Source organism: Azospirillum agricola (genome assembly GCF_020005195.1).
Taxonomy (GTDB): Bacteria; Pseudomonadota; Alphaproteobacteria; order Azospirillales; family Azospirillaceae; genus Azospirillum; species Azospirillum agricola.
This window is the reverse complement of record NZ_JAIFZR010000004.1, coordinates 908,345-925,333: the sequence shown is the minus strand read 5'-3', so window position 1 is coordinate 925,333 and position 16,989 is coordinate 908,345. Positions and strand designations below refer to the sequence as shown.

The window sequence follows — 16,989 nt, the reverse complement described above, 5'->3', positions numbered from 1 at the left end:
AGGAAGAATCCATGAAGATCGAACGCGCCGCCGTGATCGGCGCCGGTGTGATGGGGGCGGGCATCGCCGCCCATTTCGCCAACGCCGGCATCCCCGTCGTCCTGCTCGACATCCCTGTCAAAGATGGGGCCAAGGAGGGTGACCGCAGCGCCATCGCCAAGGGGGCGGTGGCGAAGATGCTGAAGACCGACCCGGCCCCTTTCATGCATCCGAGGAACGCCAAGCTCATCACCACCGGCAACCTGGAGGACGATCTCAACCTGCTGGCGGACGTCGACTGGATCGTCGAGGCGATCATCGAGAATCCGGCGATCAAGGCCGACCTCTACAGGCGCATCGATCCCGTCCGCAAGGAAGGCTCGGTGGTGTCCTCCAACACCTCGACCATCCCGCTCGCCGTGCTGACCGAGGGGCAGAGCGACCGCTTCAAGCAGGATTTCCTGATCACCCACTTCTTCAACCCGCCGCGCTACATGCGGCTGCTGGAGATCGTCGGCGGGCCGAAGACCCGCGCCGAGGCGCTGGCCGCCGTCGCCGACGTCGGCGACCGCCGGCTCGGCAAGGGCGTCGTCCATTGCAAGGACACGCCGGGCTTCATCGCCAACCGCATCGGCGTGCTGTGGATCCAGGCGGCGGTCAACGCCGCCATCGACCTCGGCCTGACGGTGGAGGAGGCGGACGCCGTCGGCGGCCGTCCGATGGGCATCCCCAAGACCGGCATCTTCGGCCTGATGGATCTGGTCGGCCTCGACCTGATGCCGCACATTGCCAAGAGCATGCTGGCGACCCTGCCGGCCAACGACGCCTACCGCGGCGTGATGCGCGAGCACGCCGTCATCACCAGGATGATCGCCGAGGGCTACACCGGCCGCAAGGGCAAGGGCGGCTTCTACCGCATCAACAAGGCGGGCGGCGGCAAGGTCAAGGAATCGGTCAACCTGCGCACCGGCGAGTACGCCCCGTCGGAGAAGGCCCGGCTGGAGAGCGTGTCGGCCGCCGGCCGCGACCTGCGCAAGCTGTGCGAGCACCCCGACAAGGGTGGGCAATTCGCCCGCCGCGTGCTGGCTCAGACGCTGGCCTACGCCGCCAGCCTGGTGCCGGAGATCGCCGACAGCATCGTCGCGGTCGACGAGGGCATGCGGCTCGGCTACGCCTGGAAGCAGGGGCCGTTCGAGCTGATCGACCGTCTCGGCACCGGCTGGTTCGCCGAGCTGTGCAAGTCCGAGGGCATCCCGGTCCCGGCGCTGGTCGAGACCGCCGCCGGCCGGCCCTTCTACCGGGTCGAGGACGGCAAGCTCCAGCATCTGACGACGGCGGGCGTCTACGACAATGTGGTGCGCCCGGACGGCGTGCTGCTGCTGGCCGACGTCAAGCGCGCCGCCGGCAAGCCGGTGTGGAAGAACGCCTCCGCCAGCCTGTGGGACATCGGCGACGGCGTGCTGTGCTTCGAGTTCACCAGCAAGATGAACGCGCTGGACGGCGACACCATGGCCGCCTACGGCAAGGCCATGAAGCTGATCGGCGACGGCAAGAGCGGGGCCTGGAAGGCGCTGGTCATCCACAACGAGGCCGACAACTTCTCGGTCGGCGCCAATCTGGGCCTCGCCCTGTTCGCGCTGAACATCGGCCTGTGGCCGCAGATCGAGGAGATGGTGGAGGCCGGACAGCGCACCTACCGCGCGCTGCGCTACGCCCCCTTCCCGGTGGTGGCGGCGCCCAGCGGTCTGGCGCTTGGCGGCGGCTGCGAGATCCTGCTGCACTCCGACCATGTCCAGGCCCACGCCGAGACCTATGTCGGCCTCGTCGAGGTCGGCGTCGGGCTGATCCCGGCCTGGGGCGGCTGCACCGAGATGCTGGCCCGCCACGCCAGGAACCCCAAGGCGCCGCGCGGGCCGATGCCCCCCGTCGCCAAGGCCTTCGAGATCATCAGCACCGCCACCGTCGCCAAGTCGGCGGCCGAGGCCAAGGAGCTGCTGTATTTCCGCAGCACGGACGGCATCACCATGAACCGCGACCGCCTGCTGGCCGACGCCAAGGCCAAGGCGCTGCAACTGGCGGAAAACTACAGCCCGCCGGAGAAGGACAGCTTCGTCCTGCCCGGCCCGACCGCGCGCGCCGCGCTGGAGCTGGCGGTCGAGGGCTTCGCCCTTCAGGGCAAGGTGACGACGCACGACAAGGTGGTCTGCGCCGCGCTGGCCGAGATCCTCAGCGGCGGTGCCGACGCCGACGCCTCCAAGCCGGTCGGCGAGGATGAACTGCTGGAGCTGGAGCGCAAGGCGTTCATGGATCTGGTGCGGACCAACGGCACCATCGACCGGGTCGAGCACATGCTGACCACCGGCAAGCCGCTGCGGAATTGAGGGGGGATTGAGAGATGCCGATCTACAAGGCTCCGCTTGAGGACGTGCGCTTCGTCCTCGACGAGATCGTCGGGCTGGACAATCTGACGGCTCTGCCGGGCTACGCCGACGCCACGCCCGAGCTGGTCGGGCAGGTTCTGGAGGAGGGCGCCAAGCTCTGCGAGGAGGTGCTGTTCCCCCTGAACCAGTCGGGCGACGGCGAGGGCTGCCATTTCGAGAACGGCGTCGTCCGCACGCCGAAGGGCTTCAAGGAGGCCTACACCACCTACATCGAGGCCGGCTGGCAGGGGCTGGCCTGCGACCCGGCCTATGGCGGGCAGGGGCTGCCGAAGCTGGTCAACACCATGCTGGAGGAGTTCATCTGCTCCGCCAACCTCAGCTTCGGCATGTATCCCGGCCTGTCGCTCGGCGCCTACAACGCGCTGGCGATGTACGGCTCGGACGAGCTGAAGACGCGCTTCCTGACGCGTCTGGTCGACGGCACCTGGTCGGGCACCATGTGCCTGACCGAGCCGCATTGCGGCACCGACCTCGGCATCATCCGCACCAAGGCGGTGCCGGCGGCGGACGGGTCCTACGCCATCACCGGCACCAAGATCTTCATCTCGGCCGGCGAGCATGACCTGACCGAGAACATCCTGCATCTGGTGCTGGCCCGCCTGCCCGACGCCCCGGCCGGGACGCGCGGCATCAGCCTGTTCCTGGTGCCGAAGTTCATGCCCAAGGACGACGGTACGCCCGGCGCCCGCAACGGCGTCGCCTGCGGCTCCATCGAGCACAAGATGGGCATCAAGGCGTCCTCGACCTGCGTCATGAACTTCGAGGACGCCACCGGCTGGCTGGTCGGCGAGCCGCACAAGGGCATGCGCGCCATGTTCGTGATGATGAACGCGGCCCGTCTGGCCGTGGGCATCCAGGGGCTGGGTCTGGCCGAGGTCAGTTACCAGAACGCCGTCAACTACGCCCGCGAGCGGCTCCAGGGCCGTTCGCTGTCGGGGGTGAAGGCGCCGGACAAGCCGGCGGACCCGATCATCGTCCACCCGGACGTGCGCAAGAACCTGTTGACCGCCCGCGCCTACACCGAGGGTGCGCGTGCGCTCGGCGCCCTGGTGGCCTACAAGCTCGATGTCGCCGAGAAGCACGCCGACGCCCGCACCCGCCGCGACGCCGACGAGTTCGTGCAGCTGATGACGCCGATCGCCAAGGCGCTGTTCACCGACATCGGCTTCGAGGCCGGCAACATCGCGGTGCAGGTGCATGGCGGCCACGGCTTCATCTGGGAGACCGGCGTCGAGCAGTATGTCCGCGACGCCCGCATCTGCCAGATCTACGAGGGCACCAACGGCATCCAGGCGCTCGATCTCGTCGGCCGCAAGCTGCCGCAGGACATGGGCCGCTTGCTGCGCCACTTCTTCCACCCGGTCGGCCGCGACATCGAGGCGGCCATGGAGGACGACGCGCTTGGCGAGTTCGTGATGCCGCTGGCCAAGGGCTTCGCCAAGCTCCAGCAGGCCACCGCGCTGATCGCCCAGAAGGGGCTGAAGGACCCGGAGGAGGCGGGGGCGGCGGCGACCGACTATCTGCGCCTGTTCGGTCTGGTGGCGCTGGGCTGGATGTGGCTGACCATGGTGCGGAAGGCCAAGGCGAAGCTGGCCGCCGGCGAGGGCAACGCCGCTTTCCTGGAGGCCAAGATCAAGACCGCGCGCTTCTACATGACCAAGCTGCTGCCGCAGGTGAACGCGCTGTTCATCACCATTACGGCGGGCGCCGCCCCGCTGATGGAGATGGACGAAGCGGCCTTCTGACCGCCGGTCTCCGTACGGTTTCCAGGGATGCGTTTCCTTCGACCGCCTCCGGCGCCAGCGCGCCGGAGGCGGTTTTTTGTTTGGCTTCCGAATGGTATGGAAAATAAGCGGTTGCCCCTTTTGGCATAAGTTCTAGAATGGTGGTGACACTTTTGGGCCATGGGACAGGCTTCGGCGGGCAGCCTTTTTGCCAATGGGTTAGGCATGTGACAAAAGTTAATTTCTGGTTGTGGATAACTGACGGGGCGTGTTACATCTGATTAGGCATTACGTTCGGCCTGGGCCTGCTATATCCTTTGGATTTTATGAATAGGCGGGTCGAGCAGTTCTTCGCTCTTTTTGTGGCCGTTGCCTGACGCGAAGAGCCTGCCTTCAAAGAGTTGCAAGTGTGTGTGCGGGAGTTTGATCGATGAAGATCCTGATCGGTGACGATCATGTGCTGTTCCGGGAAGGTCTGCGCCGGCTGCTGGAGCAGCTGAAGGAAGGCGCGACTTTCGGGGAAGCGAGCAACTTCGACGAGCTTCTGGCGCTGGCGGGCGCGGGCGAGGCCTATGACCTTGTTCTGACCGACCTGCGCATGCCGGGTTGGCCCGGCTTCAGCGGCATCGAAGCGCTGCGGGAGAAGCAGCCGGGCGCCAAGGTGGTCGTGGTGTCGGCGTCGGAGGCGCACAGCGACGTGCGCGAGGCGCTGGAGAACGGCGCCTCCGGCTACATTCCGAAATCCTCCAGCGTGAAGATCATGCTGAGCGCGCTCGACCTGATCTTCTCGGGCGGCGTCTATGTGCCGGCGACGGTGCTGCGCGAGGGCGCGGAACCGGAAGCCCGCGTGGTCGTGCCGCCGGCCGACCCGCAGTTGGAGCAGCTCCTCACCCAGCGCCAGCGCGAGGTCCTCGACCGGCTGCGCGAGGGCAAGTCGAACAAGCAGATCGCCCATGAGCTGGGCCTGTCCGAAGGCACGGTGAAGATCCACATGACCGCGATCTTCAAGTCGCTGGGCGTGCGCAACCGCACCCAGGCGGCGATGGCCTTCCCGCAGTCGCACTCGGCCTGACGGAGCGGTGGCCTTTCCATCGGAGTCCGTCCAAGGGACCCCAAGGGACCCCAAGGGACCATGGAACGGCCCGATCCTCTGACGACACCCTGCCTTTGAAGAAGAAACGGCGCCGCCTGCCCAGCTTCAGGGGACGGGCGGCGCCGTTTTCATGGGCGCGGGGCCGCCGTTCAGCCGATTCCCGCGACGAAGCCGCGCAGCGACTCGACCTCAAGCTCGGCGTCGTCGATGCGGGCCTTCACCACGTCGCCGATGCTGATGACGCCGACGATCCGGCCATCCTCCAGGATCGGGATGTGGCGGACGCGGCGGTCGGTCATCACCGCCATCAGGTCGGCCACGGTGTCGGTCGGCTGGCCGGTGATCAGCTCCCGCGTCATCAGATCGGCGGCCGGGCGCGACAGGGCGGCGGCGCCGTCGCGGGCGATGGCGCGCACGATGTCGCGCTCCGAAAGGATGCCGGCCGGGTGGCCATCCTGCTCGATGACCAGGACGGCGCCGATCCGATGCTCGGTCAGCAGCTGCGCGATGGCGCCGACGGTGTCGGCCGGCGTGGCGGACACGATGCGATGGCCCTTGCGCTTCAAGACGGCGGCGACGTGCATAGGGTGGGGCCTCCCTCCGGTTTCCCATTGAGAGACCATGGTCCGTCGAAGCCGTGTTGCAAGGGAAGCCGCACAAAAGGAAGGGCCGGCCACCCCGAAAGGGGTAGCCGGCCCGTCTTTCTCAACCCGGCGGGGCGGATCGCTTAGAAGCGGTAGCCGACGCCGATGCCGATCAGCCACGGATCGATGGTGACCTTGGAGTTCACGTCGACGCCGAGGTTGGTCTTGGCCTTCCAGTCAGTCTTCAGGAAGATCTTCTTGACGTCGAAGTTCAGCGACCAATTGCCGGCGATGGCGACGTCGACGCCGGCCTGGAGAGCCCAGCCGAAGCGGTTCTCATAGTCGGTGTCGATCACGGCGAGGCCGGCCGAGTTGACGCTGTTGGCGGCCTTCTTGTTGTAGAACAGGGTGTAGTTCAGGCCGGCGCCGACGTAGGGGCTGATGCGCTCCTTCGGCAGGAAGTGGTACTGCACCGTCAGGGTCGGCGGCAGCAGGGACACCTTGCCGGCTTCGACGCTGCCGCCGAGCGCGGGCAGGATGTTGCCCTTCACGCGGTGGCGGGTGGTGCCGGCGATCAGCTCGGCCGCGATGTTCTCGGTGAAGAAGTAGGTGAAGTCGACTTCCGGGATGTAGTCGTTGCCGATCTTGGCGTCGCCGATGTCGGCGTTCAGCGCCGGGGCGTTCAGCCTGCCCTTTTCCTGCGGGATCACGGCGAGGCCGCGCGCACGGACGACGATGTCGCCGGCCGACTTGCCCTTGAAATCCTGAGCGAGCGACGGGGAAGAGATGGCGACCAGAGCCGAAGTCGCCAGCAGGGCGGCGGCGGCGCGCGACAGGATGCTCATGGGGAGTGCTCCAGGCGAAATGCGTTGTTTCTGATTTGTGGCATCAGCCGATGGAGGTATTACCAGACTCGCCGTGGGGCTACTATGGGTGTCGGGGCGGAGCACAACCGATCCCGGCCCGTTGCAGCAGCTCTGCAACAGTGACGAGTTGTCGCATAGACAATCAAATCAAGGGTTTGAGGGCGCCGAAACGGATGGCGCCTGCGCCAGACAGTTCTGGATGATGGCGTAGCATTGGCCAAGTCGTGTGGCGCCGCCCGACGATCCGCCGTAAGTCACGCGCTCCACCACACCGTTGCGCAAACTGAAGGTTGCGTCGCAGTCGAAGCTGTAGACTTCCGATCCATAGGCCGGCCAGCCCCAGCCATAACCGTAATGCGGCCCCCAGCCGGACCCGTACAACCCGACACCCGGACTGGGGTAGGAGGCGATGCGGACGCTGCGGTAGGTGAAGAACTCGCGGTTGTCGACCGCCGCCTGCCGGTCGGGGACGCCAGCGCAGGAGAGCAGAGTGGCCTTCGGCATGCCGACCAGCGCGGTCTGCGCCATCAGCGCCTGATCGGCGGCCGGGTTGGCGCAGGCCGCCAGGGTGCCGACGACGAAGCCCCAGCGCAGCAGATGACGCATCGACATGACGACCCTCCCTTTCGGCACCCGCCCTTTCGGGACCCGCGTCGCCACCTGGCGCATGTCAGCGCAGGCGGGACGGCGACAAATCCCGCTCGGTCACGCCCAGCGCCCGGACGTCGGGCGGCAAACCGCCGCCGGTGGCGAGCGCCGCCGCCGTGCGGCCCATGGCGGGTGCGGTCTGGATGCCGTAGCCGCCCTGGCCGGCCAGCCAGAAGAAGCCCTCGGCCTGACCGTCGAAGCCCACCACCGGCACCCGGTCGGCGACGAAGCTGCGCAGGCCCGCCCAGCTGTGCGCGAGTCGGTGAACGCGGAAACGCGACGCTTGTTCCAGCCGGTCGACGGTTTCCGCGATGTCGATCTCCTCCGGCTGGACGTCGCACGGCGCCACCGGGGTCTCGTCGGCGGGGGAGGCGAGCAGGCGCCCGGCGTCGGGCTTCACGTAGAAGCGCTCGCCGACGTCGCAGACCATCGGCCAGCCGTCCAGCCCGGTCTTGTCGGCGGGATCGGCGAAGACCGGATCGAAGGTGATGGCGGTCCGCCGTTTCGGCACCAGCCCGATCGTCCGCACCCCGGCCAATTCCGCCAGCGCGTCGGCCCAGGCGCCGGCCGCGTTGACCAGCACCGGCGCGGTGAAGCCGCCGGCCGGCGTGTCGACCACCCACAGCCCGTCGCGCCGGGCCAGCCCCGACACTCCGGCGTCGGTGACGATTCGGCCGCCGCGTGCCTTCAGCCCGCGCAGATAGCCTTGATGAAGGGCGTGGACGTCGATGTCGCGCGCGTCGGGCTCCCACACCGCGCCGACGGCGTAGTCGGGGCGCAGGAAGGGGGCCATCGCCAGCGTGCGCTCGCGGTCGAAGCGCTCGACCGAGGGGGTCAGGCTGCGGCCGTCGGCGAACTCCTTCTCCAGCAGGTCGGTCTGGTCGGCGCGGCCGACGAGCAGCACGCCGCGCGGCGTCAGCAGCGGATGGTCGGCGAAGCCGGCGGGGGGCGCCGTGTAGAAGTCCCAGCTCGCCACCGTCATGGCGCGGACGGTGCGGTGCCCGTAGGTCTGGGTGTAGAGCGCCGCCGAGCGGCCGGTCGAATGATAGCCCGGCTGCGACTCGCGCTCCAGCACCGTCACCCGGCCATGGGCGGCCAGTTCGTAGGCCGCCGACGCGCCGGCCATGCCGGCTCCGATCACCAGGAAATCCGCCCGTTCCACGCTTGCTTGCTCCTCTCGGCCCGGTTCTTCTTATGGGGTGCCCGCGCCCTGCCGGGGCAGGTGGTCGGGCAGCGACACCATTTCAAGGATCAGCTTCTGCCGCAACGCCTCGATGAAGCTGGCGCGGTCCATCGCCGATTTCGCGAAGCTGCCGGGGCCGCCGATGACGTGCTCCTCGAAATACTCCTCCAGCCAGGGGAATTCGTCGAGGATCGCCAGCCCGTTGACGATGACGCCGCGCCTCGTGACGCGGTCGCGCGCCGTCGCCGGGTCGAGGCCGCTGTTGGAGAAGCCGTTGGACACGAGGTCGATGACGCGGCGGGGTGCGTTACCGCCCCCATCGCCGCCCCCATCGCCGCCTGGGGCGAACAGCTTGGCCGCCTCCTCGATGGCGCTGCCGATGGCGGTCGAGTCGCCCTGGAAGCCGCGCGGGGTGGCGTCGATGCGGTCGGCGAAGCGCCGGGCGTCCTCGGGGGTCTTCAGCAGCGTCCAGGGGATCAGCACCTTCAGGCTGTGCGGGCCGGAATAGGCCGTCAGCGTCACCAGCGCCCCGCCGGCCGACAGCGCGTCGGCCACCGACGGATCGCGGAAGGCGGCGGCGTGGCCCTGGAGCTGGAACTCCAGGTCGCCCTGGGTGATCGAGGCCGAGCCGTCGAGCGCCAGCACCAGCGCGACCCCGGCCCCGGATGCCGGCTTCGGGTCCGGTTTCGGTTCGGCGGCGGCGGGTCCGGCCAGCAGGGCGAGGGCGGTGAGCAGGGAGAGCAAAACGCGCGGCATGGACACCCCGAAGCGAAAGGCGGCTCAGGCGTTGGACAGGGCGTGGCGGACCACCTTCACCATCACCGACGGCAGGGCCTGGTCGCCCAGCCGGTCGATGGGCACCCACAGCCCGTCCGCCGCCCGCCAGCGCTCGCCGGCCTGGGCGGCGACCACCCCAAGTTCCAGGTGAAAATGGCTGAAAGTGTGGCGGACCAGCCCCGGCAGCCGGCGCCAGGGGGCGGAGAGCGGCTGCTCCGCCGACACCGCCGCCTCGTCCGGGGCCTCCGGCCCCCAGCCGGTCGAGGGCACCTCGGTCATGCCGCCGAGCAGACCGTCCTCGGCCCGGCGGCGCAGCAGCACGGCGCCCTCCGGGTTCAGCAGCCAGTAGGCGACGCCGCGCCGGGTCGGCTTGTCGGCCTTGGCCGCCTTGCGCGGCAGCGTCTCGGCGATGCCGGCGGCCCGGCCGTCGCACCATTCGGCCCAGGGGCAGAGCATGCATTTGGGCTTGCGCGGGGTGCAGACGGTGGCGCCGAGATCCATCATCGCCTGGGCGAAGTCGCCGGGCCGCTCGTCGGGGGTCAGGGTGGCGGCCAGCCGGCGCAGCGTTGGCTTGGCGTTGGGCATCGGCGTCTCGACCGCGAAGATGCGGGCGACGACGCGCTCGACGTTGCCGTCCACCACCGTCGCCTTGCGGCCGAAGGCGATGGAGCTGACCGCCGCGGCGGTGTAGGCGCCGATGCCGGGAAGCTCCAGCAGCGCCGCCTCGCTCTCCGGAAAGGCGCCGCCGTGGCGTTCGACCACGGCTTGCGCGCATTTGTGCAGGTTGCGCGCCCGTGCGTAGTAGCCGAGTCCGGCCCAGGCGACCAGCAGGTCGTCGAGCGGGGCGTCGGCGAGGTCGCGCACCGTCGGCCAGCGTTCGGTGAAATTGCGGAAATAGGGGGCGGCGGCCGGCACCGTGGTCTGCTGGAGCATGATCTCCGACAGCCAGACCCGGTAGGGATCGGCGGTTTCGCCGGGCTTGGCGCGCCAGGGCAGGTCGCGGCGGTGACGGTCGTACCAGGACAGGAGCCGCGCGGCGGCCTCGGCGGAATCACGGATCATGACGGGAATAGATAGAGCCCATCCGGCGTCTGGAGAAGAGGGCTTTGAAGGGCAGGGGGTGAACGCGGATGGACGCGGCATGGACCGGGGGCGACGCCCCCTTCGCTTCCCGGTTCATCCGTGGCGGGCGCCAGCCCGCATCCGTGTTCATCCGTGTCCTTCGACGCCTTCCGGCATCGCGCGCCGCCCCGCTGGGAAAGCGCCCCCGCTTGCGCTACGGTGCGGCCACCCCACATGACCCGCCAGGAGAACGGCGCGGGCACGCCAGAGGAGCATCGGCAGCGAATGAGCGGACCACGGCGCATCGGACAGACCGTGCCGGAGGTGGCGGGCAAGGTGCTGGGCAAGCGCGGGCTGGCCTTCGGCGCGCTGATCACCGACTGGCCGGCCATCGTCGGTCCGCAGCTCTCGCTGCGCACGGCCCCCGACAAGCTGAGCTTCCCGCGCGGCAAGCGCGAGGAGGCGACGCTGCACATCCGCGCGATGGGCGCCATCGCGCTGGAGCTCCAGCATCTGGAGCCGCAGATCATCGAGCGCATCAACAGCTTCTTCGGCTACCGCGCGGTGGCGAGGATCAAGCTGATCCACGCGGCCCTCCCCGCCGCCCCCTCGCCGATGCTGCGCCAGCGCGCGCTGACGATGGACGAGGAGATTTCCGTCACCACCACGCTGGCGGCGGTCGAGGACGAGGAGCTGCGCGCCACGCTGGAACGGTTCGGCCGGTCGCTGCTGGCCCGTCCGGCCAAGCGGCCGGGGCGCTGAGGCCGCCGGCGCTTGCCGGGGCGGCCGGTCATTGTCTATACATCGACAACATCTGGTAAGGATGAAGGCATCGTGAACCGCAAGATTTTGGGACTCGCCGGGCTTCTCGCCGTTGGGATCACCGCCACGCTGGGCGGGGCCGGGCTGACCGCCGCGCCGGCCTCGGCGCAGGCCGCCGCCCCGCTGCCGCCGCTGGACCAGCTGCTGGCCGAGCGCGTGCTGGGCGATCCGAAGGCCCCGGTGACGATCCTCGACTATTCGTCGATGACCTGCCCGCACTGCGCCGTCTTCCACACCGAGGTGCTGCCGAAGATCAAGGAGGCCTACATCGACACCGGCAAGGTGAAGCTGGTCTTCCGCGACTTCCCCTTCGACAAGGCGGCCTTGAGCGCCAGCATGCTGGCCCATTGCGCCCCGACCGAGCGCTACTTCCCGCTGACCGACGTTCTGTTCAAGAGCCAGGCCCAGTGGGCCCGCGCCGCCGATCCGGCCAAGGCGCTGGCCCAATACGGCAAGCTGGCCGGGATGAGCCAGGAGACCATCGACGCCTGCTTCGCCAACACCCAGCTGGCCGACGGCATCCTGAACAGCCGCATGGTCGGCCAGAACCAGCACAAGGTGGAGGCGACCCCGACCTTCATCCTCAACGACGGCAAGGAGAGGGTCGAGGGCGCGCAGTCCTTCGAGGTCTTCGCCAAGGCCATCGACAAGCTGCTGAAGTAAAAAAGGTCGTTTCCCGGTGCAGTTCACGCGTCTCCGCCTGTCCGGCTTCAAGTCGTTCGTCGATTCCACCGATCTGGTGATCGAACCCGGAATGACCGGCATCGTCGGCCCCAACGGCTGCGGCAAGTCGAACCTGGTGGAGGCGCTGCGCTGGGTGATGGGGGAAACCTCGGCCAAGCGCATGCGCGGCGACGACATGGACGACGTCATCTTCGGCGGCACGTCCAACCGGCCGGCGCGCAACCTCGGCGAGGTGGCGCTGGTCGTCGACAACCGCTCGCGCACCGCGCCCGCCGGCTTCAACGAGCTGGACGAGCTGGAGGTGACGCGGCGGATCGAGCGCGGCTCCGGCTCCGACTACCGCATCAACGGCAAGCTGGTGCGGGCGCGCGACGTCCAGCTGCTGTTCGCCGACAACGCGTCCGGCGCCAACTCCCCGGCGCTGGTCAGCCAGGGCAAGGTCGCCCAGATCATCGGCGCCAAGCCGCAGGACCGCCGCAGCCTGCTGGAGGAGGCGGCCGGCATCACCGGCCTGCATTCCCGCCGGCACGAGGCCGAACTGCGGCTGAAGGCGGCCGAAGGCAACCTGACCCGCCTCGACGACATCATCGGGGCGATGGACACCCAGCTCCAGAGCCTGAAGAAGCAGGCGCGGCAGGCGGCCCGCTACCGCAACCTCTCCGAACACATCCGCAAGGCCGAGGCGGTGCTGTGGCATCTGCGCTGGCTCGCCTCGCGGGCCGACCTCGAACGCGCCCACGCCGCCTTCGCCGCCGCCGAGGGCGCGGTGCGCGAGCTGATGCTGTCGGTCAATCATCTCACCACCCGCCGGACCGAGGCGGCCGCCGGACTGCCCGAGAAGCGCCAGGACGAGGCGCGGGCGGCGGCGGCGCTGCAACGGCTGGTCATCGCCCGCGAGCAGCTCGACGCCGAGGAGCGCCGCGTCGCCGAGCAGCAGCGCGCCCTGCATTCCCGTCTGAATCAGATCGCCGGCGACCTCGGCCGCGAGGAGGCGCTCGCCGCCGACGCCGGGGAGGCGCTGGCCCGTCTGGTGGCCGAGCGCGACCGGCTGACCGAAGCCCAGGCCGACGAGGAGATGCTGGAGGAGGCTGCGCGCGAGGCGCTGGCCGAGGCGCGCGAGGCGGTCGACGGGCTCGACCGCGAACTGACCCGGCTGACCGAGGCCGTCGCCGCCGACGAGGCCCGCCGCGCCGCCACCCAGCGGCAGGCCGGCGAGCTGGAAACGCGGGTCGCCGGTGTCGCCAAGCGGCTGGCCGAGCAGCAGGCCCAGCGCGCCGCCCTGGAGGCCGAGATCGCCGGGCGGCCCGACGTCGCCGAGGCCGAACTGGCGGTCGAGCTGGCCGAACAGCGGCTCGAGGAGGCCCGCGAGGCGGCGGAGACCGCTGAACGCGCCAAGGCCGACGCCGAACCGGCGCTGTCCCGTGCCCGCGAGGGGCTGTCCGCCGCCGAATCCGCCCATGCCAGGCTGCGCGCCGAGGAGCGCGCGCTGGCCGAGCTTCTGGCCGCCGGGTCGAGCGGCCAGTTTCCGCCTCTGGTCGACGCGGTGACGGTGGACCCTGGGTATGAGGGAGCGCTGGCCGCCGCGCTGGGCGACGCGCTGACCGCGCCGCTCGACGAGGCGGCCCCGGTGCATTGGCGCCATTTCCCGCTGCACGACAGCATGGCCGCCCTGCCGGCCGGGGTCGAGCCGCTGGCCGCCCGCGTCGACGGCCCGGCCGCCGCCGCACGCGCGCTGGCCCACATCGGCGTGGTCGGCGACGCCGCGACCGGCGCGGCGCTGGCGCCCGCGCTGGCGCCGGGGCAGATCCTGGTCAGCCGCGACGGCGGGGCGTGGCGCTGGGACGGCTTCACCGTCCAGGCCGGGGCGCCGACCGCCGCCGCCGTCCGCCTGAAGCAGCGCAACCGGCTGGCCGAGCTGCGCGGCGAACTGGACCTGTCCGAGGAGCGCGTCGAGGCGGCGCGCGAAACGCTGGACGCCGCCAAGCGCGCCATCGAGGATGCCGTCCTGGCCGACCGCCGCGCCCGCGAAGCGGTGCGCGAGAGCTTCGCCGCCGTCAACGCCGCCCGCGACCGCCACGCCAAGCTGGCGCGCGAGGCCGACGCCGCCGCCTCGCGTCTGTCGGCGCTGGTCGAGTCGATCGAACGGCTCGACGCCGACCTGCTGGAGGCTGCCGCCCGGCGCGACGAGGCGCTGGAGCTGCTCGAGGCGCTGCCCGACGCCCGCGAGGGGCGGGAGCGGGTCAGCGAGCAGCGCACCATGCTCGCCGAACGCCGCGCCGCGCTCGCCGAGAAGCAGAACGGGCTGGACCGCCTGACCCGCGAGGCGCAGTCCCGCCGCCAGCGTCTGGCGGCCATCGCGGCGGAGGTCGCCTCCTGGGACACGCGCTCGGCCGGGGCCGGCGGGCGGGTGTCGGAGCTGCGCGCGCGCGCGGCTGCGGCGGAGACCGAGATCGCCCAGCTTGCCGGCCGTCCGGCGGCGATCGCCGCCGAGCGGCAGGAGCTTTTCGACCGCACCGCCGAGGCCGAGCGGACCCGCAAGCGCGCCGTCGATGCCCTGGCCGAGGCCGAAGGACGCCTGGCCGAGAGCGAGAAGGCCCTGCGCGACGCCGAGGCCGGTCTCGCCGATTCCCGCGAGGCCCGCGCCCGCGCCGAGGCGGCGGTGGCGACGGCGATGCAGCAGGCGCAGACCCTGACCGAACGCATCGCCGAACGGCTGAACTGCACGCCGCAGGACACCCGCGCCGCCGCCGAGCTGGCCCCCGGCGAGGAACTGCCCGACGCGGCGGGCGTCGAGGCCCGGCTCGACAAGCTGACGCGCGAGCGCGAGGCCATGGGGCCGGTCAATCTGCGCGCCGAGATCGAGGCGGCCGAGCTGGAGGCCCAGATCGGCGGCCTGCATGGCGAGCGCGAGGACCTGACCGCCGCCATCGCCCGCCTGCGCCAGGGAATCGCCAGCCTGAACCGCGAGGCGCGCGAACGTCTGGTCGCCAGCTTCGACACGGTGAACCGCAATTTCCAGGATCTGTTCACCCGCCTGTTCGGCGGCGGCAAGGCGCATCTGGAGCTGGTCAACGCCGAGGATCCCCTGAGCGCCGGCCTGGAGATCTACGCCAGCCCGCCGGGCAAGAAGCTTCAGGTGCTCTCGCTGCTGTCGGGCGGCGAGCAGGCCTTGACGGCGCTGTCGCTGCTGTTCGCGGTCTTCCGCTCCAACCCGGCGCCGATCTGCGTGCTCGACGAGGTGGACGCGCCGCTCGACGAGGCGAATGTCGGGCGTTTCTGCGATCTGGTCGAGGACATCGCCCGCCAGGGCGACACGCGCTTCCTGATCATCACCCACCACCGCCTGACCATGGCGCGGGTCGACCGCCTGTTCGGCGTGACGATGGCGGAACGCGGCGTGTCGCAGCTCGTCAGCGTCGACCTGACGGCGGCGGAGGAGCTGCGCGGGGTGGCGTGAGGCTATCGGCCGGCTCCCCTCTCCCCGATTCCCGGAACGCCCCGTCCCGCCCGAACAGCGCCAGCAGCCCGTCGCCGAGCACGCCGCGCCACGCGTAGTAATCGTGGCCGGCGGCGTATTCGCGGTAGGCGACGTCGTATCCCCTGGCCTCCAGCACGTCGCGCAGATGGCGCGAGCTTTCCAGGATGCCGAGATCCCCGGCGCTGCCGGATTCGAACAGGCCGGCGCTGAGGAAGAAGCGGACCGGCGCCCGTTCCGTCGTCGCGACCAGCCCGGCGACATGCTCCGGCCGCTCCCGGGGGGCGTCCTCGGGGTGCCACCAGAAGGAACCGGAGATGGACAGCGCGTTGCCGAAACGCTCCGGGTGGGCCAGCGCCGCCGTCGCGGCCGCCAGCCCGCCATAGCTCGACCCCGCCAGCACCGTGCGCTCCGGCCGGGGCGTCAGCCCGGTCCGTTCGGCCAGCCAGGGCAGCAGTTCGTCCGCCAGCATGGCGGCGAAGTCCGGGTTGCCCGGCAGCTCGCGCGCCCGCGCCTCGGCGCTCGGGTTGGCGATGAGGGCCGTCACCACCGGCGGCAGCCGGCCGTCGGCGGTCAAGCGGTCGAGGATGGCGGGCGCCCGCACCCGGTCGCGGTAGTCGGGGCCGTCGAACAGCAGCAGCAGGATGGTGTCGGGCCGCGCCGGATCGAAGCCGGCGGGGGTATGGATCGTCACCTCCCGGCTGTTGCCGAGCCGCCGGCTGTCGAAGCGCCGGCTGTCCAGGCGCCGGCTGTCCAGGCGGCCCGCCGGCGCCGCGGCGTCCGGAACGCCCGGCTGCGGCGGGGCGGCTGGCAGATCGACGACGGACCAGCGGTTGTAGCGGTCCGGCGCGTCGGACGGCCAGGAGCGCGGGTTCAGCGGATCGGCCTGGGTCTGCGCCAGGATCGCCTCGCGGCAGGCCCGGCAACTCGCCGGAAAATCCGGCACGTCGGGGGCGATCTGGTAGGACAGCCGGGTCGAATCCGGGACGACGAAGCTCTTGAACCAGACGTCGCTGGTCCCGAGCCGCTCCAGCCGCTCATGGTCGGAACTCGGCCCGCCGAGCAGCCGGACGTTCTGCCGCGCGCCGCGCGCCAGGAAGGTCATCACCACCGTGCCGGGGCCATGCGGCTCGGTCAGCGGCGTTCCCGTCCGCGCCACGCGCTCCCAGAAAGCGTCCGTCGTCTCCCCCCGCTCCAGCGCCCCGGCCAGGGCGGCGACGGTCGGGCTGTCGAAGACGCGCGGATTCGGGAACTGGCCGCTGCGTCCGATCCGCCGGGTGAGGGTGAGGCTGTAGGCCCCGGCCTCCCGCCCGCTGACGCGGAGCGCCGCGTGGGCCGGCTCCGCCACGAAGCGGAAGCTGGCGCGTCCGGTCGAGCCGCCCAGCAGCAGCCGGAGCGGCCGGCCCCCGGCATCGACCAGCCGGAGATCGACCGGCAGCGGGCCGCTGTCCAGCAGCCCCTCGACATAGTCGCCCTCCGCCAGCGCCAGCGGGTGGGTGCCGCCGTCCGGTGTCCCGGAAAGGGAGGCCGCGACGGGGCTGTCGAGGGCGACGGGGACTCCCGCCCCGGCGGCGGGAGGGATCAGCCCGAGCATGAGGGCCACCAGGAGGGCGCCGGAGAGGGCGGGGCGTCGTGCGTCCATGATGCGGCG

The 16,989-nt window shown here is 70.7% G+C and carries 13 protein-coding genes; 6 read left to right on the top strand and 7 right to left on the bottom strand.

Annotated features, from left to right (window positions below):
* The first annotated feature begins 11 nt into the window (after positions 1-11).
* From JN22_RS12935 to JN22_RS12925, 3 genes are all read left to right on the top strand, one after another.
* Complete coding sequence (locus JN22_RS12935; protein WP_085554295.1) at positions 12-2,360, top strand: 3-hydroxyacyl-CoA dehydrogenase/enoyl-CoA hydratase family protein; 2,349 nt, start codon at positions 12-14, stop codon at positions 2,358-2,360.
* Positions 2,361-2,374: 14 nt separating this feature from the next.
* On the top strand, positions 2,375-4,165 hold the full coding sequence (locus JN22_RS12930) for an acyl-CoA dehydrogenase C-terminal domain-containing protein (RefSeq protein ID WP_085554294.1): 1,791 nt from the start codon (positions 2,375-2,377) through the stop codon (positions 4,163-4,165).
* 409 nt (positions 4,166-4,574) lie between these two features.
* Positions 4,575-5,216, top strand: a complete 642-nt coding sequence (locus JN22_RS12925) for a response regulator (protein ID WP_085554293.1) — start codon at positions 4,575-4,577, stop codon at positions 5,214-5,216.
* A 170-nt stretch (positions 5,217-5,386) separates the two neighbouring features.
* Here JN22_RS12925 and JN22_RS12920 read toward each other — a convergent pair whose 3' ends face one another.
* The 6 genes from JN22_RS12920 to mutY all read right to left on the bottom strand — a co-directional run bounded on the left by JN22_RS12920 (position 5,387) and on the right by mutY (position 10,357).
* Complete coding sequence (locus JN22_RS12920) at positions 5,387-5,821, bottom strand: CBS domain-containing protein (RefSeq protein WP_085554292.1); 435 nt, start codon at positions 5,819-5,821, stop codon at positions 5,387-5,389.
* Positions 5,822-5,964: 143 nt separating this feature from the next.
* Positions 5,965-6,666, bottom strand: a complete 702-nt coding sequence (locus JN22_RS12915) for an OmpW/AlkL family protein (protein WP_179166142.1) — start codon at positions 6,664-6,666, stop codon at positions 5,965-5,967.
* A 168-nt stretch (positions 6,667-6,834) separates the two neighbouring features.
* Positions 6,835-7,299, bottom strand: a complete 465-nt coding sequence (locus JN22_RS12910; RefSeq protein ID WP_085554291.1) for a hypothetical protein — start codon at positions 7,297-7,299, stop codon at positions 6,835-6,837.
* A gap of 58 nt (positions 7,300-7,357) precedes the next feature.
* Positions 7,358-8,497, bottom strand: coding sequence for an NAD(P)/FAD-dependent oxidoreductase (locus tag JN22_RS12905; protein WP_085554290.1), 1,140 nt, complete (start codon positions 8,495-8,497; stop codon positions 7,358-7,360).
* A 30-nt stretch (positions 8,498-8,527) separates the two neighbouring features.
* Positions 8,528-9,274, bottom strand: coding sequence for a DUF1194 domain-containing protein (locus tag JN22_RS12900; protein WP_085554289.1), 747 nt, complete (start codon positions 9,272-9,274; stop codon positions 8,528-8,530).
* A 24-nt stretch (positions 9,275-9,298) separates the two neighbouring features.
* The gene (gene mutY / locus JN22_RS12895; RefSeq protein WP_085554288.1) at positions 9,299-10,357 is read right to left on the bottom strand and encodes an A/G-specific adenine glycosylase; all 1,059 of its coding nucleotides are present in this window, start codon (positions 10,355-10,357) and stop codon (positions 9,299-9,301) included.
* 285 nt (positions 10,358-10,642) lie between these two features.
* Here mutY and JN22_RS12890 point away from each other — a divergent pair, with 285 nt between their 5' ends.
* From JN22_RS12890 to smc, 3 genes are all read left to right on the top strand, one after another.
* On the top strand, positions 10,643-11,119 hold the full coding sequence (locus tag JN22_RS12890) for a DUF721 domain-containing protein (RefSeq protein ID WP_085554287.1): 477 nt from the start codon (positions 10,643-10,645) through the stop codon (positions 11,117-11,119).
* 72 nt (positions 11,120-11,191) lie between these two features.
* The gene (locus tag JN22_RS12885) at positions 11,192-11,842 is read left to right on the top strand and encodes a DsbA family protein (RefSeq protein WP_085554286.1); all 651 of its coding nucleotides are present in this window, start codon (positions 11,192-11,194) and stop codon (positions 11,840-11,842) included.
* 16 nt (positions 11,843-11,858) lie between these two features.
* Complete coding sequence (gene smc / locus JN22_RS12880) at positions 11,859-15,320, top strand: chromosome segregation protein SMC (protein ID WP_085554285.1); 3,462 nt, start codon at positions 11,859-11,861, stop codon at positions 15,318-15,320.
* Here the strand turns inward: smc and JN22_RS12875 are convergent.
* Positions 15,274-16,980 carry an alpha/beta hydrolase-fold protein gene (locus JN22_RS12875; RefSeq protein ID WP_085554677.1) on the bottom strand — a complete coding sequence of 569 codons (1,707 nt, stop codon included), beginning with the start codon at positions 16,978-16,980 and terminating at the stop codon, positions 15,274-15,276. The two genes, smc and JN22_RS12875, sit on opposite strands and share 47 nt — an antisense overlap.
* Positions 16,981-16,989: the final 9 nt, after the last annotated feature.